This window comes from Bradyrhizobium sp. SZCCHNS3002, from assembly GCF_032377435.1.
Lineage (GTDB): Bacteria > Pseudomonadota > Alphaproteobacteria > Rhizobiales > Xanthobacteraceae > Bradyrhizobium.
In genome coordinates this window covers 63,564-88,411 of record NZ_JAUHHY010000021.1, presented here as the reverse complement: position 1 = coordinate 88,411, position 24,848 = coordinate 63,564, and the positions used below count along the sequence as shown (strand labels likewise).

Annotated in this window: 21 protein-coding genes; 5 read left to right on the top strand and 16 right to left on the bottom strand. The window is 66.8% G+C overall.

Annotated features, from left to right (window positions below; translation table 11 throughout):
- Position 1: 1 nt before the first annotated feature.
- On the bottom strand, positions 2–1,267 hold the full coding sequence (locus QW845_RS31125; protein WP_315805335.1) for an HlyD family secretion protein: 1,266 nt from the start codon (positions 1,265–1,267) through the stop codon (positions 2–4).
- A 314-nt stretch (positions 1,268–1,581) separates the two neighbouring features.
- Here QW845_RS31125 and QW845_RS31120 point away from each other — a divergent pair, with 314 nt between their 5' ends.
- Complete coding sequence (locus QW845_RS31120; protein WP_315805334.1) at positions 1,582–4,923, top strand: CHAT domain-containing protein; 3,342 nt, start codon at positions 1,582–1,584, stop codon at positions 4,921–4,923.
- A gap of 8 nt (positions 4,924–4,931) precedes the next feature.
- On the opposite strand, the gene QW845_RS31115 is transcribed toward QW845_RS31120, so the two are convergent.
- From QW845_RS31115 to QW845_RS31075, 9 genes are read right to left on the bottom strand one after another with little or no spacing between them, the layout of a single operon-like run.
- A complete protein-coding gene (locus QW845_RS31115) occupies positions 4,932–5,624 on the bottom strand; it encodes a YoaK family protein (protein WP_315805333.1) in 693 nt (230 codons plus the stop codon).
- Positions 5,625–5,643: 19 nt separating this feature from the next.
- A complete protein-coding gene (locus QW845_RS31110; protein ID WP_315805364.1) occupies positions 5,644–7,023 on the bottom strand; it encodes an alginate export family protein in 1,380 nt (459 codons plus the stop codon).
- 41 nt (positions 7,024–7,064) lie between these two features.
- A complete protein-coding gene (locus tag QW845_RS31105) occupies positions 7,065–7,955 on the bottom strand; it encodes a glyoxalase (RefSeq protein ID WP_315805332.1) in 891 nt (296 codons plus the stop codon).
- Positions 7,956–7,982: 27 nt separating this feature from the next.
- The gene (locus QW845_RS31100; RefSeq protein WP_315805331.1) at positions 7,983–8,408 is read right to left on the bottom strand and encodes a DoxX family protein; all 426 of its coding nucleotides are present in this window, start codon (positions 8,406–8,408) and stop codon (positions 7,983–7,985) included.
- Positions 8,408–10,285 carry an amidohydrolase gene (locus QW845_RS31095; RefSeq protein ID WP_315805330.1) on the bottom strand — a complete coding sequence of 626 codons (1,878 nt, stop codon included), beginning with the start codon at positions 10,283–10,285 and terminating at the stop codon, positions 8,408–8,410. The genes QW845_RS31100 and QW845_RS31095 overlap by 1 nt, the downstream gene beginning before the upstream one ends.
- The gene (locus tag QW845_RS31090; protein WP_315805329.1) at positions 10,282–10,569 is read right to left on the bottom strand and encodes a XapX domain-containing protein; all 288 of its coding nucleotides are present in this window, start codon (positions 10,567–10,569) and stop codon (positions 10,282–10,284) included. The genes QW845_RS31095 and QW845_RS31090 overlap by 4 nt, the downstream gene beginning before the upstream one ends.
- 14 nt (positions 10,570–10,583) lie before the next feature.
- On the bottom strand, positions 10,584–11,228 hold the full coding sequence (locus tag QW845_RS31085; protein ID WP_315712755.1) for a hydrolase: 645 nt from the start codon (positions 11,226–11,228) through the stop codon (positions 10,584–10,586).
- A 27-nt stretch (positions 11,229–11,255) separates the two neighbouring features.
- The gene (locus QW845_RS31080; RefSeq protein ID WP_315805328.1) at positions 11,256–11,768 is read right to left on the bottom strand and encodes a hypothetical protein; all 513 of its coding nucleotides are present in this window, start codon (positions 11,766–11,768) and stop codon (positions 11,256–11,258) included.
- Between the two features lie 15 nt (positions 11,769–11,783).
- Positions 11,784–12,608: an alpha/beta hydrolase gene (locus tag QW845_RS31075; protein WP_315805327.1), complete on the bottom strand. Its 825-nt coding sequence runs from the start codon at positions 12,606–12,608 to the stop codon at positions 11,784–11,786.
- 139 nt (positions 12,609–12,747) lie between these two features.
- On the opposite strand from QW845_RS31075, the gene QW845_RS31070 reads away from it, so the two are divergent.
- Entirely contained in the window at positions 12,748–13,797 is a 1,050-nt protein-coding gene (locus QW845_RS31070) for an AraC family transcriptional regulator (protein WP_315805326.1), read from the top strand.
- A gap of 17 nt (positions 13,798–13,814) precedes the next feature.
- On the opposite strand, the gene QW845_RS31065 is transcribed toward QW845_RS31070, so the two are convergent.
- Together QW845_RS31065 and thiD are read right to left on the bottom strand one after the other, a co-directional pair.
- Positions 13,815–14,273 carry an ester cyclase gene (locus tag QW845_RS31065; RefSeq protein ID WP_315805325.1) on the bottom strand — a complete coding sequence of 153 codons (459 nt, stop codon included), beginning with the start codon at positions 14,271–14,273 and terminating at the stop codon, positions 13,815–13,817.
- 94 nt (positions 14,274–14,367) lie between these two features.
- Entirely contained in the window at positions 14,368–15,168 is an 801-nt protein-coding gene (gene thiD, locus QW845_RS31060) for a bifunctional hydroxymethylpyrimidine kinase/phosphomethylpyrimidine kinase (RefSeq protein ID WP_315805324.1), read from the bottom strand.
- A 121-nt stretch (positions 15,169–15,289) separates the two neighbouring features.
- Here thiD and QW845_RS31055 point away from each other — a divergent pair, with 121 nt between their 5' ends.
- Positions 15,290–15,535 (top strand): Lrp/AsnC ligand binding domain-containing protein, encoded by a 246-nt coding sequence (locus QW845_RS31055; RefSeq protein ID WP_315805323.1) that lies wholly within the window; start codon positions 15,290–15,292, stop codon positions 15,533–15,535.
- 368 nt (positions 15,536–15,903) lie between these two features.
- Positions 15,904–16,968, top strand: a complete 1,065-nt coding sequence (locus tag QW845_RS31050) for a helix-turn-helix domain-containing protein (protein ID WP_315805363.1) — start codon at positions 15,904–15,906, stop codon at positions 16,966–16,968.
- Here QW845_RS31050 and QW845_RS31045 read toward each other — a convergent pair.
- Entirely contained in the window at positions 16,922–19,444 is a 2,523-nt protein-coding gene (locus tag QW845_RS31045) for an EAL domain-containing protein (RefSeq protein WP_315805322.1), read from the bottom strand. The genes QW845_RS31050 and QW845_RS31045 overlap by 47 nt on opposite strands.
- Positions 19,445–19,682: 238 nt before the next feature.
- Here QW845_RS31045 and QW845_RS31040 point away from each other — a divergent pair, with 238 nt between their 5' ends.
- Positions 19,683–20,843: an ABC transporter substrate-binding protein gene (locus tag QW845_RS31040; protein ID WP_315805321.1), complete on the top strand. Its 1,161-nt coding sequence runs from the start codon at positions 19,683–19,685 to the stop codon at positions 20,841–20,843.
- A 27-nt stretch (positions 20,844–20,870) separates the two neighbouring features.
- Here the strand turns inward: QW845_RS31040 and QW845_RS31035 are convergent, their stop codons facing one another.
- The 3 genes from QW845_RS31035 to QW845_RS31025 all read right to left on the bottom strand — a co-directional run bounded on the left by QW845_RS31035 (position 20,871) and on the right by QW845_RS31025 (position 24,829).
- Positions 20,871–21,791 (bottom strand): cytochrome c, encoded by a 921-nt coding sequence (locus tag QW845_RS31035; protein ID WP_315805320.1) that lies wholly within the window; start codon positions 21,789–21,791, stop codon positions 20,871–20,873.
- Between the two features lie 148 nt (positions 21,792–21,939).
- Complete coding sequence (locus QW845_RS31030; protein WP_315805319.1) at positions 21,940–22,389, bottom strand: cytochrome c; 450 nt, start codon at positions 22,387–22,389, stop codon at positions 21,940–21,942.
- Positions 22,390–22,519: 130 nt separating this feature from the next.
- Positions 22,520–24,829 (bottom strand): xanthine dehydrogenase family protein molybdopterin-binding subunit, encoded by a 2,310-nt coding sequence (locus QW845_RS31025; RefSeq protein WP_315805318.1) that lies wholly within the window; start codon positions 24,827–24,829, stop codon positions 22,520–22,522.
- Between the last annotated feature and the right edge of the window lie 19 nt (positions 24,830–24,848).

Genomic DNA, 24,848 nt, shown 5'->3' with positions numbered 1-24,848 from the left:
CTCACAGCACGGCCTTCAGCCGCTCATAGAGCGACGGCCTGGGATCGACACGCACGGTCGGCACCACCGACATGCCGGGACCGAGCGCGACGTCCGTCGGCGGATCATCCATGTCGATCTTGACCGGCACGCGCTGCACGATCTTGACGTAGTTGCCGGTCGCATTCTGCGGCGGCAGCAGCGAGAAGGCCGGGCCCGAGCCGGACTGCACGCTGGCGACATGGCCGCGGATCTCGCGCTCCGGATAGGCGTCGATCTCCAGGGTCACGGGCTGGCCTGGACGCATCTCGTCGAGCTGGGTTTCCTTGAAATTGGCGGTCACCCAGACGTCATCGGGCACGAACATCGAAAGCGCCGTGCCTTGTGCCGCGAACTGGCCGTCGGCGGCGCTGAGATTGACAACGCGGCCGGGCTGCGCCGCGGTCACGGTCGTGTAGGACAGATTGAGCTGCGCCTGGTCGCGCTGCGCCTGCGCCTGCGCGAGATTGGCGTCGGCGCTCTCGCGCTGCGCCTTCAAGGACTCCAATTGCCGCTGCGCCACCTGCAGATTGGCCTGCGCCGAGGTCAGCGCCGCCTTCTGCTGCTGGAGCTGCGATGTGTATTGCTGCTCGCTCTGCACCGTGCCCGAGCCGGTGCGGGCGAGGTCCTGATAGCGCTTGGCCTGCTGCTCGGCGAAGGTCAGCCCGGCCTGGGCCTGCTCGACCTGGGCCTGGCCCGCGGTGATCTGCGCCTGCTGCACCTCGATCTGCGCCTCGATGTTGCGGATCGCCGCCTGGGCCGACTTCACCTGCGCATCGGCCTGGGCCAGCGCGGTCTTGTAGTCGCGATCGTCGATGCGCGCGATCACGTCGCCGGCCTTGACGTGCTGGTTGTCGGTGACGGGGACGGCGGTGATGTAGCCGGAGACTTTCGGCGCAATGGAGAACTGGCGGGCCGCGATGAAGGCATCGTCGGTGGTCTCATAGTGACCGGCCGCATCGTAGTAGACGTAGCCGCCGGCGCCGACGGCGAGCAGCAGCACGAGACCCAGCGCTGCCCCAAGCGGATGCCGCCGGATCAGGCTCCTCCGGGCCCCCTCCTGGCGCTGCCCGTGCTCCGTCGGCGACGGACCGGGCTCCGCAGCCGGCGCCTTGGCCTCGATCTGCTGCGGAGTGTCGCCAGAGGCATCCCCGCGCCATTGCCGCACGGCACGATCGCGCGCGGAGACCACCGGATCGTCGTTGGCCGCAGATGGAACCTCAGCCGATGACAGAGCTTGCTGTGTCATCACGTCTCCTTGAAAAGAACGGAACCGTTTCGTTTCTACAGTTGGGCGCGATGCATGTGGGACGCAATGGCGCACCGCGATGCGGCCGGCTAAACTTTTCGTCATTGGAGGTCGCCGACGCGCGTTCCCCTGCGCCTCCACCGCGAACCGCCGTGAGCAAGGTCAACTGCGTGAGGCAGCCGCGGTTGCAGTCTCACGTCATCGCGTTGACTCGATCAACGCGGCTAAATACAACACACGCATAATAAGAAATTGTTAGGGTCGGCAACCGACTACCGCGGAAGATGCCGACGTGATCCTATTGCGAGGCACGCATGCCCGTCCGTCAGGTGCCAGGCTCAGACCTGCAATATGTGCTCATCGCCTTCGATGCGACGGGGCAGGAGCGGCGAGAGGGCGACGGTTCGCTCGCGAGCGAGATGGTGGTGAACCGCCTCCATGCGCTGGGCGCGGCGGTCAGCGATATCATCCTGCTGAGCCATGGCTGGATGGGCGACGTCCCTGCGGCGATCGAGCAGTATGACCGCTGGCTCGCCGCCATGGCGGGGCTCGATGCGGATCGGCTCGCCGCCGCGCAGCAGCATCCCGGCTTTGCCCCCGTCATCATCGGACTGCACTGGCCGAGCCTGCCGTTCGGAGACGAGACGCTGCCGTCGGGCGGCGGCGGGTTACTGTCCGCCGACACGCCGGCGGCATCGCTCGAGGCGGAGGTGGAGCGCTATGCGGCACGCATCGCCGACACGCCGGCGGCGCGCGCCGACATTCGCTCGATCCTCGAGCAGGCGCGCATTGCGCCGGCGGCCACGTTGCCGGACTCGATGCGCGATGCCTATCTCAGGCTGTTCGCTGCGTCCGGCCTTGCGATGGGCGATGTAAGCGGACGCCCTGGCGCCGAGCAGGACCGGTTCGATCCGACCGTGATCGTGAGCGAGGCACGGAGCGGGCCGGCCGATGCGACCGCAGGCACGCTCGGCCTCGGCGACGACCTGCGCGAGGCGCTGCTGGCGCCGCTCCGCATCCTGTCGTTCTGGAAGATGAAGGATCGCGCGCGCCAGTTCGGCGAGGCCGGCGCCCATGATGTCCTCGTCAAGCTGCAGCAGGCGGCGCCGGCGGCCCGGGTTCACCTGATGGGCCACAGCTTCGGCTGCATCGTCGTGTCGGCGGCCGTCGCCGGCACACCCGACGGCCGCGCGCTGCCGCGTCCGGTCGAGACGATGTTCCTGGTCCAGGGTGCACTGTCGCTGTGGTGCTATGCCGAGAGCATTCCGCAGGCCGCGCCAGCGCAGGGCTATTTCCGGCGCACGCTGCTGAAGGGGCTCGTGCGCGGCGCCTTCGTGACCACCCGCTCGAGCTACGACCGGGCGAACGGATGGTTCTACCCGCTCGGAGCGCGGCTGAAGCAGCAATATCTGCTCGATACCGACTATCCGCTGTACGGCGCCATCGGCAGCTTCGGCGTCCGCGGCACCCAGCCTGTGGCGACCGTCGACATGCCGATCCAGGATGTCGGCTTCAGCTACGGTTTCGGCAGCGGCCGGGTCTACAACATCGAGGCGAGCCGGATCATCCGGAACGGCGGCGGCGCGGCCGGCGCCCACAGCGACATCGCCCACCCCGAAGTGGCTCACGCCTTCTGGGCCGCGATCCTGGCCGCGCCCGCGGCCGTCAGGCCGCAACCCGGCAGCATCGGCGGCGGGCTGCTCAGCGACGACATCCGCCACTTCGATCAACAGCGATACGATCAGCAACTCTGGCGGCCGCGGACGTTCGAGCGGACTTCGGAGCAGGTGCAACAGGTTCAGCGGCAGGAACAGCAGCAGCAGGTCGAGCCGGGCCAGCGGCAGCAACGCGAGCAGCAGCAGCGGGAGCAGAGTCAGCATCAGCAGCAGCAACGGCAGCAGGAAGAGCAGCAGCAGGTTCAGTTGCCATATCCGCAATGGGTGGCGCCGCCGACCGTTCCGCAGCCGCCCCCGCTCGACAACCGCAAAGCCTATCCGCCCGGCGAGCAGCGCTGGATCAATGCCGGCTTCGAGGATCTCGATGCGCCGTTGAAGCCGGGCCAGTGGTACACGTTCGCCTTCGACGTCGACATCCAGCAGCGCGGCGTCTCGTCGGTGCCGCTCGCCGACGAGCAGTTGTTCCCGGAAGGAACCTCCGACGTCACTTTGACCATCCAGCTCGACAGCGACGATTTCGAGCTCTCCGACAAGAGCCGCCCGCTGCGCCTGCCGCGCACCGGCAAGTCGCGCAACAAGGCGCGGTTCGATCTGTCGCCGAAGAAGTTCGGCCCGTCGGCGCTGCGGGCGACGGTCCACAAGGACGGCAATTTCGTCCAGCAGATGGACCTCGTCATCGATGTCGGCGCGGCGCCCTCGCCCCGCGTCGAGGGCGCGCATGGCCGGCCCTACTCCTCCGCCAGCGTGCTCAATCCGCGCGATGTCGGCCTGTCGATCATGCCGATCGCGGGCGGCTACGACTGTCTCGTCTGGAAGCCCGTCACGGTCCGCGCCCGGCTGCCGTTGCTGCCGGACTACCTGGCCAAATCGATCGAGATCGTGCGCCAGGAGCTCATGAAGGTCGTGACCCATCAGAACGCGGCCGGCAGCTTCGTCTTCCAGAGCGGGATCGACATCGCCGATGCCGACCGCGACGCCGCCCTGAAGATCATGGCGCGGGCGGGATCGGCGCTGTTCCAGAAGCTGTTCTTCGGGCCCGCCGCGGCGCAGGATTCCAAGGACATCGGCGACTTCCTGCGCAAGCTGACCAGCGACCGCTCCAGGCGGCTGAAGCTGCAGATCGTGGCGGAGGCGACCACGGTGCCGTGGGGCCTGCTCTATGTCGGCGATGCCTCGGCCGGCGCACAGCTCGACTGGGACAATTTCATCGGCATGCGCCACGTGATCGAGCAGATCCCGATGCAGAACACGCCGCGCATCTCCGACTGCCTGATCCCGAGCGACAAGCCCGAGCTCAGCATCAGCCTGAACGTCAACGACAACATCGACCGGCAGATGGGCGCCGACCTCGTCGCCCAGCAGCAGCGGTTCTGGCTTGCGGAAAAGGCGGCGCGCCGCAACGTCCACATCGTCTCGCGCACGACCAGCAAGGAGCTGGTCAAGGCGCTGGCCGACGAGACCACCAACGACCAGATCCTCTACCTCTATTGTCACGCCCGGGCGACCGGCCTCGACGACCCCGGCGGTCCCGACAGCTCCAGCCTGGTGCTGACCGATGCCGGCATCACGCTGGGCGAGCTCAGCCTGGACGCCCCGACCAGCAAGCTGCTTCCCGGCAACCCCCTCGTCTTCATCAACGCCTGCGAGTCGGCCGAATTGTCGCCGGCGTTCTACGACGGCTTCGTGCCGTATTTCATGGCCAAGGGCGCGCGCGGCGTGGTTGGAACGGAATGCAAGACCCCGGCGATCTTCGCCACGGCCTGGGCGAAGCGCTTCTTCGAAAGCTTTCTCGACGGCGTGCCGCTGGGAGAGACGTTCCTCAGCCTGCGCCGGGAATTTCTCCGCGAGCACGGCAACCCGCTCGGACTGCTCTACGCTGTCCACTGCGACGGCGACACCCAGGTTGCGCCGTCGCTGCCGCGGCTGCCGCCGACGGCGCCTGCGCCGAACGTCCAGCCGGCACTCGGCACCGGCACCTGACGGCGTCCTCAGCGCGCCGGCTCGGGCCCGGCGAGGCGCACGCCGAGCGCCAGCGCGGCGATGACCGGCGGCACGACGAAGCACCAGCCTCCCCGGCGCATGAACAGCAGCGCCGCGGCGCCGCAGCCGAGCGCAAAGGCGAGCACGTTGATCGCCATCTGCATCAGCCGCGCCGGCGGCGGCGCTTGCCCCTTGTCGCCGACATAGATCCTGTCGGCGAGGTCGATCATCACCTGCGTGGTCGTGCCGGTCATCAGGGTCGACGGCGGCGAGCTCGGCAGATGGATCCGGTGCACGGCGTTCTGGATCGCCATCGCCGCGACCAGCACCATGCCGGTGATGATCGCCTCGCGGCTGTCGCCGTCATGGAACGGGCCGAAATGGATGGCGAGCACGGCGCCAAGGACGAGCAGCACCAGCTTGACGCCGATCAGGACCTCGAACGCGCGCGACCACCGCCGCGACAGCAACGTGCCGGCCAGCCGCGTCGCGATCACGACCAAGCAGAATACCGGGAGCGCCAGCAGCTTGGCGGTCGCGCCCGAGGTGCCCAATGCCAGCGCCGCACCGAACGTCACGAAGTTGCCGGTGACGTGCGCGGTGAACAGGCCCTGCAGCGCCAGGAAGCCGGCAGTGTCGACATAGCCGGCATTGACGCTGAGCAGCAGCGGCACCACGTTGCGGGACTCGAATTGCGACATGTGGTCCTGCTTTCGTTGTTCAGAGCGCGTATTTCAGCTCGATGCCGATGTAGTTGCTGTCGTGGCCGCCGGCGCGGCGCAGCGTGTCGCCGATCTCATAGTGCACGGCTTCCAACGCGCCTGTGAGGTTGGCGTTGAAGCGATAGTCGGCGCGCAGCTGCGCATAGGCGCCGGACCACGAGCTGCCCTGCCCCGCGGTGCCGGCGACCGCGACATTGGGCTGGACGTAGATCGCGTCCGCATTGGTCGCGCGCCATTGCAGGCCGATCGCGGCCATGAATGAGAGATCTGTCATGGGCTTCACCGTCAGCGACGGTTTGAGGTGAATCAGGTTGGTGTAGCCGGTGAAGCCGGCCAGCGTGAAGTAGTAGCCGTTCGGGAACAGCGGATTGAAGGTCTCGATCTTGCCGTCACCGGGATGGCGGTCGCCGGAGGCGCCGTCGAGCTGAAGGCCGATGCGCGGCTGCCAGGCGACGTCGGCGAAGGTGTAGCCGGCGCGCGCGCCGGCGCCCCAGGCGCGGATCTGCGTCGCCCCGACCGAACCCGCCTGCCCCATCGCCTCGAGATCCCAGTCGAAGCCGGCGAGCTTGCCGGCGAAGCGGATGTCCAGCACGTGGCGCTGCTCGAGGCCTGCGGCATCGAGGAAGCGCGCATCGTCACGCTGATAGTAGGAATAATACGACGACAGCTCGTTGGTGCCGAACACCTGGCGCTCGACGCGGAAGGTGTGGAAGAGGAACGATCCGTTCGACGTGTCGTCGAACGGGCGCACCAGCTTGTATTGCACCGGCTGGCTGACGAAGCCGATGAAGCGCCACGGGCCGCTCTCCCAGTCGGCCCACAGCGCGTCGAAGGACTGGCGCACGTTCGGCCCGTCGCGCGAAGAGACGAAGCGCTGCAGGTCGAAGTCGAAATCCTGCCGCCCGACCCGTGCCTTGAACGTGCCCTTCTCCGTCGCATTGACATAAGCGAGGAAGGCGAGCCGGAGATCGAGCGGGTTCTGGTCGACCGACGTGATGTTGGCCTTGCCGAAGGCGCGGTCGTCCTCGAGCTGGACGAACAGCTGCCAGTGCTCGTTGAGATGCGCGTCAGCATGGATCTGCAGCCGCTGCAACACGTGCTGATCCGGCTTCGCCCCGCCGATGCCGAAGCTCGCGGCATCGAGGCGCTCGAAGCGCTCACGCAGGGTCATGCCGAACGAGACATAGCTCTGCGGCACACCCGCTTGCAGCGGGACGTACTTGATCGGATCGAACGGCGCGGTGCGCAGCGCCGGATCGGCCAGCACCGACCAGTCCTCCTGCCAACGGAAGGTGCGGATCGTGGGACGCCCGGGAGCATCCTCGGCAGCGCCAGCGCCGCAGGACGCAGCGACCAATGCGACGGCCGCCGCCGTCATCGCCAATGCCTGAATGATCCGCACCACCGTCCCCCATCGGGCTACTTTACCAGCGCATGTATCTCCGCGACATAGCCGCCGGGAAACTGCACCAGCGCCTGCTCGCGCTTGTCCGCCGTGAACGGCTCGACCAGCACGGTCGCGCCCGAAGCCTTGGCCTTGTCGAGCGTGGCCTTGAGGTCGGCGACCTCATAGCCGGTCATCTCGCGGCCGAACGGATATGGCAGATGGCCATCGGTGACGAGCACGGTCATGCGGCCGAACACCGACTCGATGCGGATGCGCCGGTAGCGGTCGTTGGGCCGGCCGATCTCGACGCCCGGCGCCTTGGCCTCGTCGGAGATCACCTTGCCCTTTGAGAACCGCAGGAAGGCGCGGGTAAACGCCTCGGCGCGATCGGCCGAGACATAGACGCGGTTCTCCGGAACCTTCTCGAACGCGGCGTAGGACGGCTTGGCCGTGTGCCAGTAGAGCTGCATGTTGACGCCGCCCGGCCATTGGATCACGGCATCACGGCCGATCGGATCAGGAAACGGCGCAACGACGACGTCGGCGCCCGCGGCGTTGGCCGCCTTGATCGCCGCATCCAGATCGGTGACCAGATAGCCGGTGCGCTCTGCGCCGAACGGATACGGGATCGGAGTCTTGAAGCCGAACAGCGACACCGTGCCGACCGGCGTCTGCAGCAGCTGCGAGGTCGTGCTGCTCGGCGTCGGCGTCACCGTCGCGACGACCTGCTTGGTGCTCTGGCCGCCGAAGGTGGCGAGGAAGCTCGTGACGAACTTCTCGACGTCGTCGGGCGCGACATAGACATGCGTCGTGTCGTATTGCGCGCCGACGCCCACGAGCCGCGCGGTGTCCTTGGCGAATGCGGGAGCGCCGAACAAGGCGGTGGCAACGAGTACGCCGAGCAGATGACGGGAGCGGATCATGACAACCTCAGACAAATGGAGACCGGATCAGGCGCGGCGCGCGCGCCAGGACATGATGGAGACGAGCACGAGACCGGCGATCAGGCCGAGATGCTCGAAGAAGGAATTGAGCGCCATGAAGCGGTCATGGCCCTCCATGTGCCAGAAGTCGTTGGCGGTGAGCATGGCGACGAAGGTGAGCACGCCGAGCGCACCGGCGCCGAGCCAGGCGAAGCGGTTGACCACGACGAGCAGCGAGCCGATCAGCTCGACGGCGATTGCAGCGACCGCCCACAGCGCCGCCGGCTGCAGGCCGAAATGGGCCTGCTCGGCGACGGCACCGGGAAAATCCATCAGCTTCTGGACGCCGCCGATCACATAGGCCGAGACGAGCGCGAGCCGCGCCGCGGGCCAGAGCCACGGCCAGGCGAGCACCGCTGCGACCGGCCGCGGCGTGTCCGGGATCACGGCCATCACACCGCCCAGCAGGCGCAGCCGAGCGCGCCCCAGAAGCTCTTGAGGTCGGCGATCGGCAACTGGCTCGACCAGGACCGTGCATGGTCGTGGCCGTGGACGCCGCAGGCATTGGCGCAGCCGCACATCTGCATCGCCTGGGCACGCACCGCGCCGGTCTCATCCTTCGCGAGCCACGCGCCGTAACCGCCGAAGCGGCGCACCGGCGACCAGTCCGGCATCGCCGGCGGCGGCGCGGAGTCGTCCAGCATCTTGAAATCTGACGCCGCATAGACGACGCGGCCGCCGACCATGGTGAGATCGCTGGTGATGTCGGCGATCTCGGCCTCGGGACACGAGAAGAAGTCGCGGTCCGGCACAATCAGATCGGCGAACTGGCCGACCTCGATGCGGCCCTTGCGGCCCTCTTCATTGGAGAACCAGGTGACGTTCTCGGTCCACATCCGCAAAGCGGTCTCGCGATCGAGGCAGTTGCGCTGGGGATACAGCCGCAGGCCGCCGACGGTGCGGCCGGTGACCAGCCAGGACAGCGAGACCCAGGGATTGTAGGAGGCAACGCGCGTCGCATCGGTGCCGGCGGAGACCTTGACGCCCTTGTCGAGGATCTTCTTCACCGGCGGCGTCGCCTCGGCCGCGCCAAAGCCGTAGCGCTCGACGAAGTACTCGCCCTGATAGGCCATGCGGTGCTGCACGGCGATGCCGCCGCCGAGCGCGGCGATGCGGTCGATCGACTGGTCCGAGATCGTTTCGGCATGATCGAAGAACCAGTTGAGACCCTCGAGCGGCGTATCCTGGTTGACCTTCTCGAACACGTCGAGCGCGCGCGAGATGGTCTCGTCATAGGTGGCGTGCAGCCGCCACGGCCATTTGTTCTGGACGAGAATGCGCACCACCTCTTCGAGCTCGCCTTCCATCTCGGCCGGCATGTCCGGCCGCGGTACGCGAAAATCCTCGAAATCGGCGGCCGAGAACACCAGCATCTCGCCGGCGCCGTTGTGGCGGAAATAGTCGTTGCCCTGCTTGTAGGTCGAGCTTTGCGTCCAGCGCAGGAAATCGTCCTTCTCGCCCTTTGGCTTCTGCGTGAACAGATTGTAGGCGAGCCGGATCGTGAGCTGGCCGTCATCGGCCAGCTTCTGGATCACGGCATAGTCGTCCGGATAGTTCTGGAAGCCGCCGCCCGCGTCGATCGCGCCCGTGACGCCGAGGCGGTTCAATTCGCGCATGAAGTGCCGGGTGGAATTGAGCTGATAGTCAAACGGCAGTTTCGGTCCCTTGGCGAGCGTCGCATAGAGTATGGCGGCGTTCGGCTTGGCGAGCAGCAGACCGGTCGGATTGCCCTCGGCATCACGCGCGATCTCGCCGCCGGGCGGTTGCGGCGTGTGCTTGTCGTAGCCGACGGCGCGCAGCGCGGCGCCGTTGAGAATCGCACGATCATAGAGATGCAGCAGGAACACCGGGGTGTCGGGCGCGACGGCGTTGAGTTCGTCGATGGTCGGCAGCCGCTTCTCGGCGAACTGATGCTCGGTGAAGCCGCCGACCACGCGCACCCATTGCGGCGGCGGCGTGATGGCGACCTGGGCCTTGAGCATCGCCATCGCGTCCGCGAGCGAGCGCACACCGTCCCAGCGCAGCTCCATGTTGAAGTTGAGTCCGCCGCGGATGATGTGCAGGTGATTGTCGATCAGGCCAGGCAGCACGCGACGGCCCTTGAGATCGATGACCTTCGTCCTGGGGCCGGCGAGCTTCATCACGTCCTGCTCGTGGCCGACCGCGGTGAACACGCCGTCCTTGATCGCGACCGCGCTCGCCGCGGGATTGGAGCGATCGAGCGTCGTGAACAGGCCGCGATGCAGGATGAGGTCGGGATGATCGGTCATGAGGTCTTCTCGTCCCGCGCCGGAGCGATGGTTGTGTCTGCCCGTCCGTGATGGCCGGGCAGCAGGCCGAAGATGTGCGTGGCGCAGGCCGCCTTCTGCCACGCGGCAGCAAGCGTGGTGCCGTTCAGGAGCTGCCTGCCCACGGGGATCACCTGCTCTCCGACGAGAATGCCGAGCAGGCCGACCAGCGCCACCAATGGCGGCGCCGGCGAGCGGACCTGAAGCAGGCTGTAGATCACGCCGACCAAAAGCCCTGCCCCGAGCGAGAACAGATAGATCTTCATCGTTCGTCCCAGGGCTACTTTGCGCCGCCTTCCGAGGCGTGCTCGCCGAGCGCCCATTTCGAGAAGCGGATCTGGATGCCGTAGGGCGAATGCGCCTTCAGGATCTCCATCATGCCGTCATAGGTCTCGGCCCGTGCCCAGTCCTGCTGCAGCTCGAAGGCGAACTGGCACGAGGTGATCGGCACCGCGCCGGCCTGCACCGCGCGATCCATCGCCCGGTTGTGCGCTTCGAGCGACAGGTCGCCGCAGGCATCGGCCGGGATATAGATCTCATAGCCTTCGCGCAGCATGTCGAGCGTCGGGAACAGCACACAGGCCTCGGTCCAGAGTCCCGCGATGATGAACTTCTTGCGGCCGGTGGCGGCGACCTGCTTGCGGAAGCCGGCATCGAGCCAGGAGTTCATCGCCGTGCGGTCGACGATGTCGTGCTCCGGAAACAGCTCGGTCACTTCCGGCATGAAGGGACCGGAGAACGAGTCCTTGGCGACCGTGGTGAGCACCGTCGGAATCTTGAACAGCTTGGCCGCCTTGGCGACGATCTGGATGTTGTTGAACACGCCGAGGCGATCATGCGACTGCACGCCCTGATACATCGCGGGCTGATAGTCGATCAGCGCCACGGCGCAGTTCTGCGGGGTCAGCATTTCGAGCTTGGACACGAGGTTCTCCTTGAAAGACCGAACGGATCAGGTGAGCGAAGCTCGCGGCGCCAGCGCGGTGGGTGCGAAACGCCGCCACGAGAAGACACCGAAAGCAATGAACAGAGCGAGCGTGACGAGCTGAGCTGCCGCGAACGGCGGCTCGCTCTGCGTCGGCGCCAGCGCATTGAGCACGCCGATCTTCTGGAACGACTGCACGATCGCGACGAAGACGTTGAGATAGAGCGAGAGCAGCGCGGTGACGACATAGACCCGTCGCCACCATCCCGACAGCCCGAACGCATAGAGAGCGGCGCTGGCCGCAATCAGCAGCGCGAGCAGGATGATGCCGATCATGCGCGGCGGGTCGAGACCGAACGGCGGCAGCGGAAAGCCGGTCACGCCGGTGAGGAAGGTCGTCACCAGGAACAGCGCCGCCCAGGCCGCCAGATGGCGGCCTGCCAGCATGCCGGCGAGCGTCACGAGCCCGGTCGCGATTCCAATCAGGCTCAGCACCACGTGGATCTGAAGAAACAGGGCCGTCGGAATTCCCCAGGTCATGCAAGCCTCCCCTGATCAGCTCTTGATGAAGGACAGCAGATCGGCGTTGATGGTCTCGGCTTCCGTGGTCGGCATGCCGTGCGGAAAGCCCTTGTAGGTCTTCAGCACGCCGTTCTTCAGCAGCCTGGCCGACAGCGGCGCGGAATCCGCGTAGGGCACGATCTGGTCGTCCTCGCTGTGCATGACCAGCACCGGCAAGGTGATCGTCTTGAGATCCTCGGTGAAGTCGGTCTGCGAGAAGGCGACGACGCCGTCGTAATGCGCCTTGGCGCTGCCCATCATGCCCTGGCGCCACCAGTTCTGGATCACGGCCTCGGACGGCTTGGCGCCAGGCTTGTTGTAGCCGTAGAACGGCCCAGCGGCGACGTCGCGATAGAATTCCGCGCGGCGCGTGGCGACCTGGGTCTGGAAGTCGTCGAACACGGATTTCGGCAGTCCGCCCGGATTCGCCGCGGTCTGCACCATCAGCGGCGGCACCGCGGCGATGATCGCAGCCTTGGCCGCGCGGCTCTCGCCATGGCGCGCGAGGTAGTGCACGACCTCACCGCCGCCGGTCGAATGGCCGACATGGATCGCGCTGTTGAGATCGAGATGTGCGGTCAGTGCCGCGAGATCGTCGGCATAGTGGTCCATGTCGTGGCCGTCGGCGACCTGCGCCGAGCGGCCATGGCCGCGGCGATCGTGGGCGATGACGCGAAAGCCGTGATTGAGGAAGAACAGCATCTGCGCATCCCAATCATCGGCTGACAGCGGCCAGCCATGGCTGAACACGATCGGCTGGCCGGAGCCCCAATCCTTGTAGTAAATCTCTGTGCCGTCATTGGTTTTCAGAACGGGCATGATTTCTCCTGCGCGCCAGCCATGCGGTCGCACCACCGATTTTGGTATCGCGATCGCCAATATCAGGTGCTATGCAGTCTCATGTGCATCTGCACAATGACCCGAGGATACCAAAGCACTGGCTCCAGAAGGCCAAGGGATGGCTCAGCAGATTCGAACCACATCGTCGTCCTGGATGCGCGGCGTTGCGACGACGCTGAACGAGCAAGGTCTGGATGCCGCCGCGCTGTTCGCCGAGGTCGGTCTGTCGATCGACGATCTCGACGATTGCGACCGCCGCTGGCCGACCGAGGCGCTGAGCCGGTTGTGGGTGCTGGCGGCCGAGCGTTCGGGCAATCCCGATATCGGCCTCGTCAATGTCGCAGCCCCACGCCCACACAACTACGGCGTCGCCGGCTACGCCATGATGTCGAGCCCCGATCTGCAGACCGGCCTGACCCGGCTGATCCGCTACATGTGTCTCGTCAGCGACGCCGTCGCGATCACGCTGGAGGACGGCCCGGGCGGCCGCTGGGTGCGCACCGACGTCTATGGCGGCGAATGCCCGATCCCGCGGCAGCGCTACGATTACGGCATCATCAATCTGCTCAATCTGTGCCGCTGGATGCTGGACCGGCCGCTGACGCCGCTCGCGGCGCGCTTCTCGCATGCGGTGCCGCTGTCGATCGCGGCCTACAACAGGGCGTTCCAGTCACCGCTCGAGTTCGATGCCCCGTTCAATGGCTTCCTGGTGTCGGGAGAGGATCTCGCCTGCAAGCTGACGACCTCCGCGCCCGAGCTGATGCCGATCCACGATCGCATCGCTGACGAGGCGCTGGAGCGCCTGGTCAAGACCGACACCGCGTATCGCGCGCGCGTCGCGATCGCCAAGCTGCTTCCGGACGGCAGCCCGTTGCGCTCGGCCATCGCGGCTGCGCTGGGCCTGAGCGATCGCACCTTCCAGCGACGGCTCGCCGACGAGGGCATCTCGTTCAGCGATCTCGTCGACGAGACCAGGCGCGAGCTCGCCCAGCGCCATCTCGCCGATCAGCGCCTGTCGCTGACCGACATCGGCTACCTGCTCGGCTACGCCGACCAGAGCACGTTCTTCCGCGCCTCGAACCGCTGGTTCGGTGAATCGCCGGGCGAGTATCGGGCGCGCATCAGCAACGGGCCTTCGCGCGAGATCGAGGCCGCCCAGCAGAAGTGAGCGGCCGCGCCGCGGCGCTAGAACATGCCGTTGGTGTTGGCCGACTGCTCCGGGATCGGCTGCACCGAATCCCAGTGTTCTTCGATCTTGCCGTCCTTCAGGCGGAAGATGTCGACGATCGCGTTGCCGCGGGTGCCGGGCTCGCGGACGGCATGCACGCGCAGGATGACGAAGTCGCCATCGACCAGCACCTTGGTGATCTCGCTGCGGGACTGCGGATACTTCGCCTTCAGGAATTCGATGAACTTGCGAAATCCCTCCGGGCCATCCTCGGCGCTCGGATTGTGCTGGATGTATCTGCCGAGATATTTCGAGGCGGCAGCGAAATCCTTGCGGTTGAGCCCCTGCTCATAGAAGTCGAGCACGATCTGCTCGTTGCGCTCCTCCTCGGCCGAATAGGCGCGCTCCGCCAGCGCGGGCGTCGCAACGATGCCGGCGAGCGCAACAGCCAGAGCCGCGACGATACCTGTCCTCATCAGTGATCCCCTGATCTGCGCGCCGTCGGTGATGATCGACGGACCGTCTCCACGTAGCATGGACCGCAGACTGCGGTCTCAAAACCGTGTGACCTCAATAATAGCGGTGGAGATGATGCACCGGGCCGTGGCCGTGTCCGACCGTGAAGCGATCGGCCGCCGCGATCGCGCCGGAGATGAAGGCCTTGGCGTTGCGCACGGCCGCCTCGAGGCTCTCCCCCTTCGCCAGCCCTGCGGCCACGGCCGACGACAGCGAACAGCCCGTGCCGTGGGTGTTCTTCGTGTCGATGCGCGGCGACGGCAACGGGATGCTGGTCGCTGATGTGATCAGGTAATCGGTGCTGTCGGCGCCCTGCCCGTGACCGCCCTTGATCAGTACGGCCGGACAGCCGAGCGCGAGCAGCCGGCGGCCTTGCGCCGCGATCGCCTCGTCCGTATCAGCGACCGGCTCGTCGAGCAGCGCGGCCGCCTCGGGCAGGTTCGGCGTGATCAGCGTCGCCTGGGGGATCAGCCGGCGGCGCAGCGCGTCGATCGCATCCTCCGGCAACAGCCGCGCGCCCGAGGTCGCGACCATCACGGGATCGAGCACGACATGCCGCGGCCGCCAGCGCGCAAGGCTTGCCGCGATGGCGTCGGCGATCGGCGCCTGCGCCACCATGCCGATCTTGACCGCGCCGACGTCGAGGTCATCGAACACCGCATCGATCTGCGCCGTGACGAAATCGGGCGGCACCAGGTGCACCCCGGTCACGCCCCTGGTGTTCTGGGCGGTCAGCGCTGTCAGCACCGAGGCGCCGTAGACGCCGAGCGCCGCGAAGGTCTTGAGGTCGGCCTGGATACCGGCTCCCCCGGAGGAATCCGAACCGGCGATGGTGAGTGCGACGGGGGTGCTCATGCCCCTTCCTAGCGCGGGCCGGCCGCGCCCGGCAAGCAGGCCCGGTCGCCGGAGAAAGCGTATCGACTTCGCCGGAAAACGCTATATTGAGGCGAAAGATGCCTTCCGGAGACAGCCCGCAATGGTTCCCTTCTTCGTCCAGATCAAGTGCAAGCTCGGCCAGTCCTACACGGTCGCCAATGCGCTGGCGGAAGCCGAGATCGCCTCCGAGATCTACTCGACGGCGGGAAATTACGACCTGCTGGTGAAGTTCTACGTCGACAATGACACCGACATCGGCCACTTCGTGAACGAGAAGGTCCAGGTCCTGCCTGGCATTCAGGACACCCACACCATCATCACGTTCAAGGCCTTCGGCGCCACCTAGCGACGCGCTCATCCTGACCCGGTGCCTGCCCGCCGGTCGCCTGCCCCACGACAAAGGCGCCCGTCGTGACCGACGGGCGCCGAGGTCCTGAAAATGGGTCAAGCATGGTTTCGTCATGAAAGACGGTGGCGGCCGGAGACCGTTGTCCGCCAATTCGCGCCAGTGGGCCGGAAAGCCGGACCTTTCGATCGTGAGGGGCAATGGGGGACCGTCGAACGGCCCGGCTTTCCCTTTCGGCAACTTGGCGACAGGCGTTCTATAGCGGGTGCGCGGAGCACCCGGTCAAGGCGAGCGACCGATCCGATACGGTCGATCAAGAGGTTGAGACGAAAACTCAAGAATGACTGCGGCGCCGTGTGAAGAGTGAGATCAAAGCCGTTTCGTCCCTGCTGCCGAGCTACGGCTTTTGCGCCGAGCAGATGGACACCGAGGCGAACATCGCGGCGTGGCGCGAGGCCACTTCGACGTTCTTCGAAGTCGACGAGCTCGCGGCCGGCGAGGCCGCTCCGTTCAGGGCGGACGTGCTGTCCTACGCGCTGGGCTCCGTGCTGCTCGGATCGGCCCGGGCGAGCGGCCAGCGGTTCCGCCGATCGGCCGAGACCATTGCCCGCAGCGGCGTCGATCACATCATCCTGCAGCTCTACGTGAGCGGCAGCTATGAGGGGGTCGCGGCGGCCGCGCCGATCCGGGTCGAGGCCGGCGACCTCTGCGTGCTCGATCTCGCCCAGACACTCGAAACGCGCGCGACGCCGTTCGAGAACATTACCTTGGTCGTTCCCCGTCCGATGTTCGATGCGCGCCTGCTGCAGGTCGACGACCTGCACGGCCTGGTGCTGCCGCGCAGCGGCGCGCTGGCGCCGCTGCTGGCGCGGCATTTCGGCGCACTGCTCGACTGTGCGCCGCGCATGAGTTTCGACGAGTGCCAGGCCGCGGTCGAGGGCACGATCGCGCTGATCTCGGCCTGCCTGCGCGGCGAGCTCGAACGCCGCGATGCCGACCGCAGCGTGACGCCGGATGCTTCGCTGCTCCGCATCCGCCAATACATCGAGGCGCAGCTGTCGAGCCCCGAGCTCAGCGCCGACGCGGTGGCGCTGCATTTCGGGATGTCGCGCGCGTCGCTCTATCGCCTGTTCGCGCCGATCGGCGGCATCGCCGACTACATCCGCAGCCGCCGCCTGCATCGCGCGTTCTTCGATCTCGCCGGGACCGGGTCGCGGACACAGCGCATCAGCGAGGTGTCGCGGCGCTGGCAGCTCGGCACCGATGCCCATTTCACGCGGCTGTTCAAGACCGCCTACGGCATCACGCCGAGCGCCGCGCGCGAGGCCGCCATGCTGGGCCTGCCACGCCTGCCGGTCGACGCAGATGCCGAAGCCGCCTCGCCGCTCAGCCGTTGGATGCGAGGGATAGCAGCGCCCCGGACCGGGGAATGAGCGCGACGACGGCCGCCGAGCGCGGATCGTCGTCCTCGGATGCGTCGTCCTCGGATGCGTCTTCGGCCGGCTGCGGCTCGTCGGCCTCGGATGCAGCGCGGGCGATCTCCAGATGCTGCTCGAGCTGCTCGACCGGCATCGGCCGGCCCAGCAGATAACCTTGCGCGAAGTTGACGCCGAGCGAGCGCAGTTGCACCAGCTGCTCTTCGGTCTCGACGCCTTCGGCGGTGATCTGGATGCCGAGCCCCCGCGCCAGCGTCACGACCGATGAGATGACGGCGGCACTTTCGTCGCGCACGCTCAGATTGGCGACGAAGGACTTGTCGATCTTGATCTTGTTGAACGGGAACGCCGTCAACGAACGCAGCGACGAATAGCCGGTGCCGAAATCGTCGAGCGCCAGAGAGATGCCGAGGCCCTTCAGCCGATCGATGAAGCTCTCGTTCTCGGCCGCGCGCTCCAGCAGCACCGACTCCGTGATCTCGATCTCGAGACGCTTCGGATCGAGGCCCGACCGCGCGAGCGCCGACTGGATCACGTCGAACAGCTCGGCCTGCTTAAACTGGACCGGCGACAGATTGACGGCGATCTTGACGTCGTCGGGCCATGCGGTGGCGTCGTCGCAGGCGCGCCCGATGATCCATTCGCCGAGCGGCACGATCAGGCCGGTCGACTCCGCAAGCGGGATGAACTTGTCCGGCGGCACCAGCCCCTTGACCGGATGGCGCCAGCGCACCAGCGCCTCGACGCCGCACCGCTCGCGCGTCTCGGCGTCGTAGAACGGCTGATAGTGCACCTCGAACTGGCACTGCGCGATGGCGTCGCGCAGATCGCCCTCGAGCGTGTTGCGCGCCTCGAGCTCGGCCGACATCGCATCGTCATAGAGCGTGTAGCAGCTGCGGCCGGCGGATTTCGAGCGGTAGAGCGCGAGGTCGGCCTTCTTAAGCAGGTGCTCCTGGTCGCGGCCGTGCTGGGGCGCGAGCGAGATGCCGATGCTGGTGCCGATCTCGACGCGCTGTCCGCCGAGCTGGTACGGCTCCGCGATCAGTCGGGTGATGCGCTGCGCGAGCTCGATCGCGGCGGCGCGCTGGTCGGAGGCGCCGGCCTGGATCAGGGCGAACTCGTCGCCGCCGAGCCGGGCCAGCACGTCCTCGTCGCGCAACTGCGATCTCAGCCGCTGTGCCACCTGCACCAGCAGCTCGTCGCCGGCGCCATGGCCGAGCGAATCGTTGACGTTCTTGAAGCGGTCGAGGTCGAGCAGGAAGACGGTGAAGCGGCCGCTCTTCTCGTCGTTGATGCGCTCCATTTCCTCGAGGAAGAAGGCGCGGTTCGCAAGGCCGGTCAGCGCGTCGGTCTGCGCCAGCTCGAGCACGCGGCGATTGGCGAGGGCGAGCTGCAGGGCGTTGCGGCTCGACAGCGCGAGATACACGGCAAGGAAGATCGTCGTCGCCATGCCGGCCGCATACAGCGCCAGCGCGCGATTGTGGCTCGCCATCAGGCTGCCACCGGCGGGCGCCGCCTGGAACACCCAGTCGGCATCGCCGATGCGCAAGGTCGTCGACCAGATGCTGGGGTCCGCGGGCCAGCGCTGCGGGTCCACGCCGGAGGCATTGATCACGCGCTCGGGCGGCAGCAGGTTGATCGCGAGCGCCGGGCTGTTGGGATTGTTCGCGCGCACCGACTGCAACAGCGTCGGCAGGTCGAACACGCCGATGATGAAGCCAGAGAGATTGCGCCGGCGGTCGGCGACCGTCGTGCGCGACGTCCCCTTGGCGTAGACGGGGATGCCGATCATCACGGCGTTATTGCGCTCGTTCTGATTGATCAGGTTCTGACGCGTGCGCAACGCGCCGATCACGTCGTAGTCGCGCGACTGCTCCAGCACGGCGCGATGGTCGGGAATGCTCCAATAGTCGAGACCATAGACCGGCGAGGTCTTCGCCTCGGTGGAGAAGTAGACCGGATAGTATTCGTCGCTCTCCGGCGCGACGGTGCCGTCGGGATAGGACTTGATGCGAAACGCGGGAACGCCGTCGGTGATCGCCGCCGCCTCGTATTCGCCGCGCTCCTTGCGCTTGATCCGCGGCAGCCACGCCAGCCGCAGCATGCCGCGATGCGACTCGAACAGGCGCGCGCTGAAGGTCTGGTACTCGCTGCGCGTAATGTCGTCGTTGGCGGATTCGAAGCGGGTGCGCAGCGCGGTCAGCCGGCTGACATATTCGTTGACGCCGTTCTGGACCAGGATCGCCTGGGCTTCGGCCAAGCCTTCGAAATCGGTGCGCGCCAGCCGGTTCTCCCAGCGTCCCACGGCAACCGTCCCGACCACCGACAGCACGACGCCGACGCATGCCGCGATGATCGCAGGGCGATAAAGGCGGTATCGCGATAACGACGCGCGCAGCCTCTCGCGCCCGCTACCGCTGCGAGCATCATCCTTTTCCTGCAGCGTCGGTGCGCTGTACTCTTCAACCTGCAATATGGCCCCCGCCAAACGGCTGCCCCTCACCACGATGCGGCCGATGCTGGCCGCGGTAAGTTAAGGACGGTCAAAGATGATCCGTTGTGGCGTACCAGAAACCGGGGCTTGGTTAACGGCTGACTGTTGAGGGCCGCCCAAAACGCGATCAAGCGCGGGCTACGTCTTTAGCGAGGTCTTCATTCAACACGCCTAGACTGAGTTGTCATCAAGTGTACCCCGTGCATCGAAGATCGCAATGAACTGGTTTTCAAGCCTTCGGATCTCCTTCATTCTCATCTTGATCGCCGGCGTGCTCCCGCTGGGGTCTGCGCGCGCCGACGAGCTCGGCGTCACCAACGACACCATCATGTTCGGCCAGGTGGCGGCGCTGGAAGGCCCGTCGGCCGCGCTGGGCCAGGCGGCGCGCCAGGGACTGCTGGCGGCCTTCAACGAGCTCAACGCCAAGGGCGGCGTCTACGGACGCAGGCTCAAGCTGTTGAGCCGCAATGACGGCTACGACCCCGATCGCTCGGTCGTCGAGACCATCAAGCTGATCTACGAGGACAAGGTGTTCGCGCTGATCGGCGCCGTCGGCACGCCGACCGCGATGGCCACTGCGCCGATCGCGGCCTCCAACGACGTCCCCTTCATCGGGCCGATCTCCGGCGCCGAATTCCTGCGGACGCCTGAATTCCAGAACATCGTGAACATCCGCGCGAGCTACGCGGCGGAGGCGGAAGCCTCGATCAAGTATCTCACCGAAGAGCTTCACCTGACCCGCATCGCGATCTTCTATCAGGATGACGCGTTCGGCCGCGACGTACTGGCCGGCGTGAAGACGCATCTCGATCGCCGCGGCCTCGAGCTCGCGGCCGAAGGCACGTTCGAGCGCAACACGCGCGCTGTCGGCGCGGCGCTCAAGGTCATTCGGCGCGCGGAGCCTGAAGCGGTGATCCTGGTCGGCACCTACGGCCCGTGCGCCGAGTTCATCAAGATGGCGCATCGCAGCGGCTTCAATCCGACCTTTACGGCGGTCTCCTTCGTCGGCGGCAACGCGCTCGCCAAGGAGCTCGGCCCGGAAGGCCGCGGCGTCGTCGTCTCCGAGGTGGTGCCGTTTCCGTGGGACACCGACCTCCGCATCGTCGCCGACTATCAGGCCGCGATGAAGACGCTCGATCCGAGCCAGACGCCGGACTTCATCGGCCTCGAGGGCTACATCACCGGCCGACTGGTGGCGCGCGCCCTGGCGATGACCGGGCCGAACCCGACCCGCGCCGAGCTGCTCCGCATCATCAACGAGGTCGGCCAGTTCGACATCGGCGGGCTGGTGGTCAGCTTCGGCAACGCGCGCAAGGAGAATCCACCGCCGGTGTCGCTGACGGTGATCCAGAGCGACGGCAGCTTCAAGCCGATCTGACCTGAGCGCGCGCGCCCGCCGAACTGATCAGCTTGCCGGCTTCTTCGGCTTCGGCGGGCCTTCCACCGGCGGCAGCGATTTCAGATAGACCGCCATCGCCTTGCGATCCTCGGGCGAGAGCTGCGAGGTGTTGCGGATCACCCGCGCCATCGAGCCGCCGACGTTGTCGCCGTCGGGCAGTTGTCCGGTCTCGAGGAAATAGCTGATGTCGCTCTCGTTCCAGTCCGACAGGCCCTTCTGGGTGATGTTCGGCACGAAGCCCTGACCTTCCGGCTCTGGCCCACCCGCCAGCCGCTGCGCCGAGACGATGCCGCCGAGCGCATTGCGCGGGCTGTGGCACTCGGCGCAATGGCCGAAGGTGCTGACCAGATAGGCGCCGCGATTCCACTCCGCCGGGCGCGAGGCGTTGGCGGCAAAGGGCTTGCCGTCGAAGAACAGCAGCTTCCAGACCCCGACGGTGCGACGGATGTTGAACGGAAATGGCATGTCGTGCGCGCGCGAGGCGCCCGCAACCGGCGGCAGCGTCTTCATGTAGGCGAAGAGATCGCGGACGTCGTCGATCTTCGCAGCCGCGTAGGAGGGATAGGGAAACGCCGGGTAGTAGTGGCTGCCGCCCGGCGACACGCCCCTCACCACCGCATTGACGAACTCGGCCTCGCTCCAGCGCCCGATACCGTCAGTGGGATCGGGCGAGATGTTGGGCGCATAGAACGTCCCGAACGGCGAGCTCAGCGGCAGGCCGCCGCCGAGCTTCAGCCGGTCCGGCTGGTTCGGCACGGCGTGACAGGACGCGCAGCCACCGATGTTGAACATCTCCTGCCCGTTGGCGAGATCCGGCGCGCGCGTCGCCGCTGCGAGCGTGATCGTCGACGGCTGGGTCAACCACCAGAACACCGTCAGGCCGGCGGCGCCGAGCACGCAGAGAGCAAGCAGGAGGCGGCGTAGCATGGTGGCTCCGTCACAGCAGGAGGAGATCGTCGGCCCGGCGATCATTACCGGAGCTCGGCGGCGCCGTGATACGTCAGGACGCCCGCACGGCGCAAACAAACGGGGGCGGACGCAATGTCGCGTCCGCCCCCGTGGATGGCAGGTCAGATCAACTGTTCTTGAGACGGAAGGTCTCGTGGCAACCGCCACATTCCTTGCCGATGCCCGGCGCGGTCGCCTTCAGACTGTCGAGATCCTTGATCTTCGCCTTGGCCTCGGTGACGACCTTCGCGAAGCTGTCGATCTTGGCCTTGAAGCCGGCCTGGTCTTCCCAGATCTTCGGCGACGGACCGTAGTCGCCTTCGAACTTGGCGCCCTTCAGGCTCGCCGGATACATCGTCGGCAGCTTCTTGGCGGTGTCCTCGAGCTGGGCCAGAGCGGCATTGACGGCGGCCTGGTCATACGGCTTCTCGCCCTTGACCATCGCGATCAGGACACCGCCGAGGTTCTTGGCGTTGGCCTTCATCGTGTCCTGGCTATGCTTGACCAGATCCTGCTGTGCCATCACGGCGCCGGCCCCTAGCAGCAAAGCTGCGACAGCCACGACAGTCCGCTTCATCAATTCGCTCCTTTGTTGTCACAATCCCGTCCAGCCCACCCGGACGGGGTCGCTCGGTTGGTCAACCCCTCAGCCGGCGGATTATTCCGGAATTGAGGCGGATATCGGAGGAGATCCGGAGGGAGAGTACTCAGAGACTATGACGGCGATGCTGCTCCCGGATCGCGATCCAGACGCGCTCCGGGGTCGCCGGCATGTCGATGTGATCGATCTTGTACTCACGCCAGAGGGCTTCGACGATCGCATTGACGACGGCCGGACAGGAGCCGATCGCCCCCGCTTCGCCGGCGCCCTTGACGCCCATCGGATTGGTCTTGCAGGGCACGTTGTGGGTCTCGAAGGTAAAGGACGGCGCGTCGGCGGCGCGCGGCAGCGCGTAGTCCATGAAGCTGCCGGTGACGAGCTGGGCGTCGGAGTTGCTGTAGACCACCTGCTCCATCAGCGCCTGGCCGATGCCCTGCACCGCACCGCCATGCACCTGGCCGGCCAGCAGCAGCGGATTCAGCGTCACGCCGAAATCGTCGACGATGACGTAGTTGACGATCCTGATGATGCCGGTCGCCGGGTCGATCTCGACCTCGGCCACGTGGGTGCCGTTCGGATAGGTGCCGTCGGCGCTGGCGAAGGTGGCGCTGCCCTTGAGCTTGTCAGGATCGACGCCGGGACGCTTGGCGAGGTCGGCAAACGAGATCGCGCGGTCGGTGCCGGCGACGCGGATCACGCCGTCGGCGATCTCAAGATCGCCGAGCCCGGCTTCGAGGGCTTCGGCCGCGATCTGCTTGAGCTTGTCGCCGAGCTCATGGGTGGCGCGCTGCACGCTGACGCCGCCGGAGGGGATCGAGGCCGAGCCGCCGGTGCCGAGGCCGGTCGCGATCTCGGCCGTGTCGCCCTGATGGATGTGCACGCGCTCCGGCGCCAGGCCGAATTGCTCGGCGACGATCTGGGCGTAGGCGGTCTGGTGGCCCTGCCCGCTCGACTGCGTGCCGATCAGGATGGTGACGTCACCGTTCGGGTCGAGCCGCACATTGGCGGTCTCCTCGCCCATGGTGCCGCAGACCTCGACATAGCTCGCGAGCCCGATGCCGCGAATGAGACCGTGCTTCTTGGCGGCCTTGGCGCGCTTCGAAAACTCCTTCCACTCGGCGATCTCCATGGCGCGCTTGAGGTGCGCGTTGAAATCGCCGGAATCATAGACCTTGCCGGTCGCGGTCTTGTAGGGCAGCGCGCGCGGCGGAATGAAGTTCTTGCGCCTGATCGCATCGACGGACATGTCGAGCTTGCGCGCGCAGGCGTCGACCAGACGCTCGATGACGTAGGCCGCCTCGGGACGGCCCGCGCCGCGATAGGCGTCGACCGGAACGGTGTGGGTGAAGATCGTGCGCACCCGGCAATGGAACGCCTGGATGTCGTAGAGGCCCGGCAGCATGCCGGCGCCGCCGTGCGGGATGTAGGGTGCGAAGGTCGACAGATAGGCGCCCATGTCGCCCATCAGGTCGACGTCCATCGCGAGGAACTTGCCGTCCTCGGCCAGCGCCATCTTGGCGGTGGTGACGTTGTCGCGGCCCTGCGCATCGCCCATGAAATGCTCGGAGCGGTCGGCGGCCCAGCGCACCGACTTGCGCAGCCGCTGCGCGGCGACCGCGACCAGCGCGTATTCCCGGTAGGGAAACAGTTTTGTGCCGAAGCCGCCGCCGACGTCGGGGCAGATCACCCGCATCTTCTCGGTCGGGATCTTCAGCACGTTCTGGCAGAGGATGTCGCGCAGGCGGTGGCTGCCCTGGCTGCCGGCCGTCAGGGTCAGATGGTCGCGCTTGGTGTCGTAGTCGCAGACCGCGGCGCGGGTCTCCATGAAGCTCGCCACCACGCGCGGATTGACGATGCGGATCTCGGCGACCGCATGCGCCTTCGCGAACGCCGCCTCGACCGCCGCCTTGTCGCCGATCCCGACATCGAACAGCACGTTGCCCTTGTGCTCGGCCCAGACTTGCGGCGCATCCGCCTTGATCGCGTTCACGACGCCGGTCACCGCCGGGAGCGTCGTCCACTCGACCTTGATCGCCTCCAGCGCATCGCGCGCGTGGTCGAGCGTGTCGGCGACGACGAAGGCGATGGCATCGCCGACGTGGCGCACCTCGTCCTTGGCGAGGATCGGATAAGGCGGCGCGGTGAACGGATCGGTCTCGAGATTGAACAGGCACGGCAGCCCGCCGAGCTCGGCGGTGTCCTCGGCGGTCAGGATCAGCGCCACGCCCGGCAACAGCCGCGCCGGGGTGACATCGATGGCGAACCGGGCATGGGCATGCGGCGAGCGCAGCACCAGCGCATGCAGGGCAGCGGATGGCGCGAGATCATCGGTGTAGCGGCCCTTGCCGCGAATCAGCGCGTCATCCTCTTTCCGGAGAACGCTTTGTCCCATACCGAACTTGATCGGAGCTGCCATCTGGTTTCACTTCCCACTG

Bases quoted from the DNA above. Each gene is read 5' to 3' on its own strand.
- QW845_RS31075 (WP_315805327.1), bottom strand. From the start codon at position 12,608: ATGCCCGTTCTGAAAACCAATGACGGCACAGAGATTTACTACAAGGAT.
- QW845_RS31055 (WP_315805323.1), top strand. From the start codon at position 15,290: ATGGTTCCCTTCTTCGTCCAGATCAAGTGCAAGCTCGGCCAGTCCTAC.
- QW845_RS31035 (WP_315805320.1), bottom strand. From the start codon at position 21,791: ATGCTACGCCGCCTCCTGCTTGCTCTCTGCGTGCTCGGCGCCGCCGGC.
- QW845_RS31065 (WP_315805325.1), bottom strand. From the start codon at position 14,273: ATGAGGACAGGTATCGTCGCGGCTCTGGCTGTTGCGCTCGCCGGCATC.
- QW845_RS31100 (WP_315805331.1), bottom strand. From the start codon at position 8,408: ATGGCCGTGATCCCGGACACGCCGCGGCCGGTCGCAGCGGTGCTCGCC.
- thiD (WP_315805324.1), bottom strand. From the start codon at position 15,168: ATGAGCACCCCCGTCGCACTCACCATCGCCGGTTCGGATTCCTCCGGG.
- QW845_RS31025 (WP_315805318.1), bottom strand. From the start codon at position 24,829: ATGGCAGCTCCGATCAAGTTCGGTATGGGACAAAGCGTTCTCCGGAAA.
- QW845_RS31095 (WP_315805330.1), bottom strand. From the start codon at position 10,285: ATGACCGATCATCCCGACCTCATCCTGCATCGCGGCCTGTTCACGACG.
- QW845_RS31030 (WP_315805319.1), bottom strand. From the start codon at position 22,389: ATGAAGCGGACTGTCGTGGCTGTCGCAGCTTTGCTGCTAGGGGCCGGC.
- QW845_RS31110 (WP_315805364.1), bottom strand. From the start codon at position 7,023: ATGACGGCGGCGGCCGTCGCATTGGTCGCTGCGTCCTGCGGCGCTGGC.
- QW845_RS31090 (WP_315805329.1), bottom strand. From the start codon at position 10,569: ATGAAGATCTATCTGTTCTCGCTCGGGGCAGGGCTTTTGGTCGGCGTG.
- QW845_RS31125 (WP_315805335.1), bottom strand. From the start codon at position 1,267: ATGACACAGCAAGCTCTGTCATCGGCTGAGGTTCCATCTGCGGCCAAC.
- QW845_RS31105 (WP_315805332.1), bottom strand. From the start codon at position 7,955: ATGATCCGCTCCCGTCATCTGCTCGGCGTACTCGTTGCCACCGCCTTG.
- QW845_RS31115 (WP_315805333.1), bottom strand. From the start codon at position 5,624: ATGTCGCAATTCGAGTCCCGCAACGTGGTGCCGCTGCTGCTCAGCGTC.
- QW845_RS31070 (WP_315805326.1), top strand. From the start codon at position 12,748: ATGGCTCAGCAGATTCGAACCACATCGTCGTCCTGGATGCGCGGCGTT.
- QW845_RS31080 (WP_315805328.1), bottom strand. From the start codon at position 11,768: ATGACCTGGGGAATTCCGACGGCCCTGTTTCTTCAGATCCACGTGGTG.
- QW845_RS31120 (WP_315805334.1), top strand. From the start codon at position 1,582: ATGCCCGTCCGTCAGGTGCCAGGCTCAGACCTGCAATATGTGCTCATC.
- QW845_RS31040 (WP_315805321.1), top strand. From the start codon at position 19,683: ATGAACTGGTTTTCAAGCCTTCGGATCTCCTTCATTCTCATCTTGATC.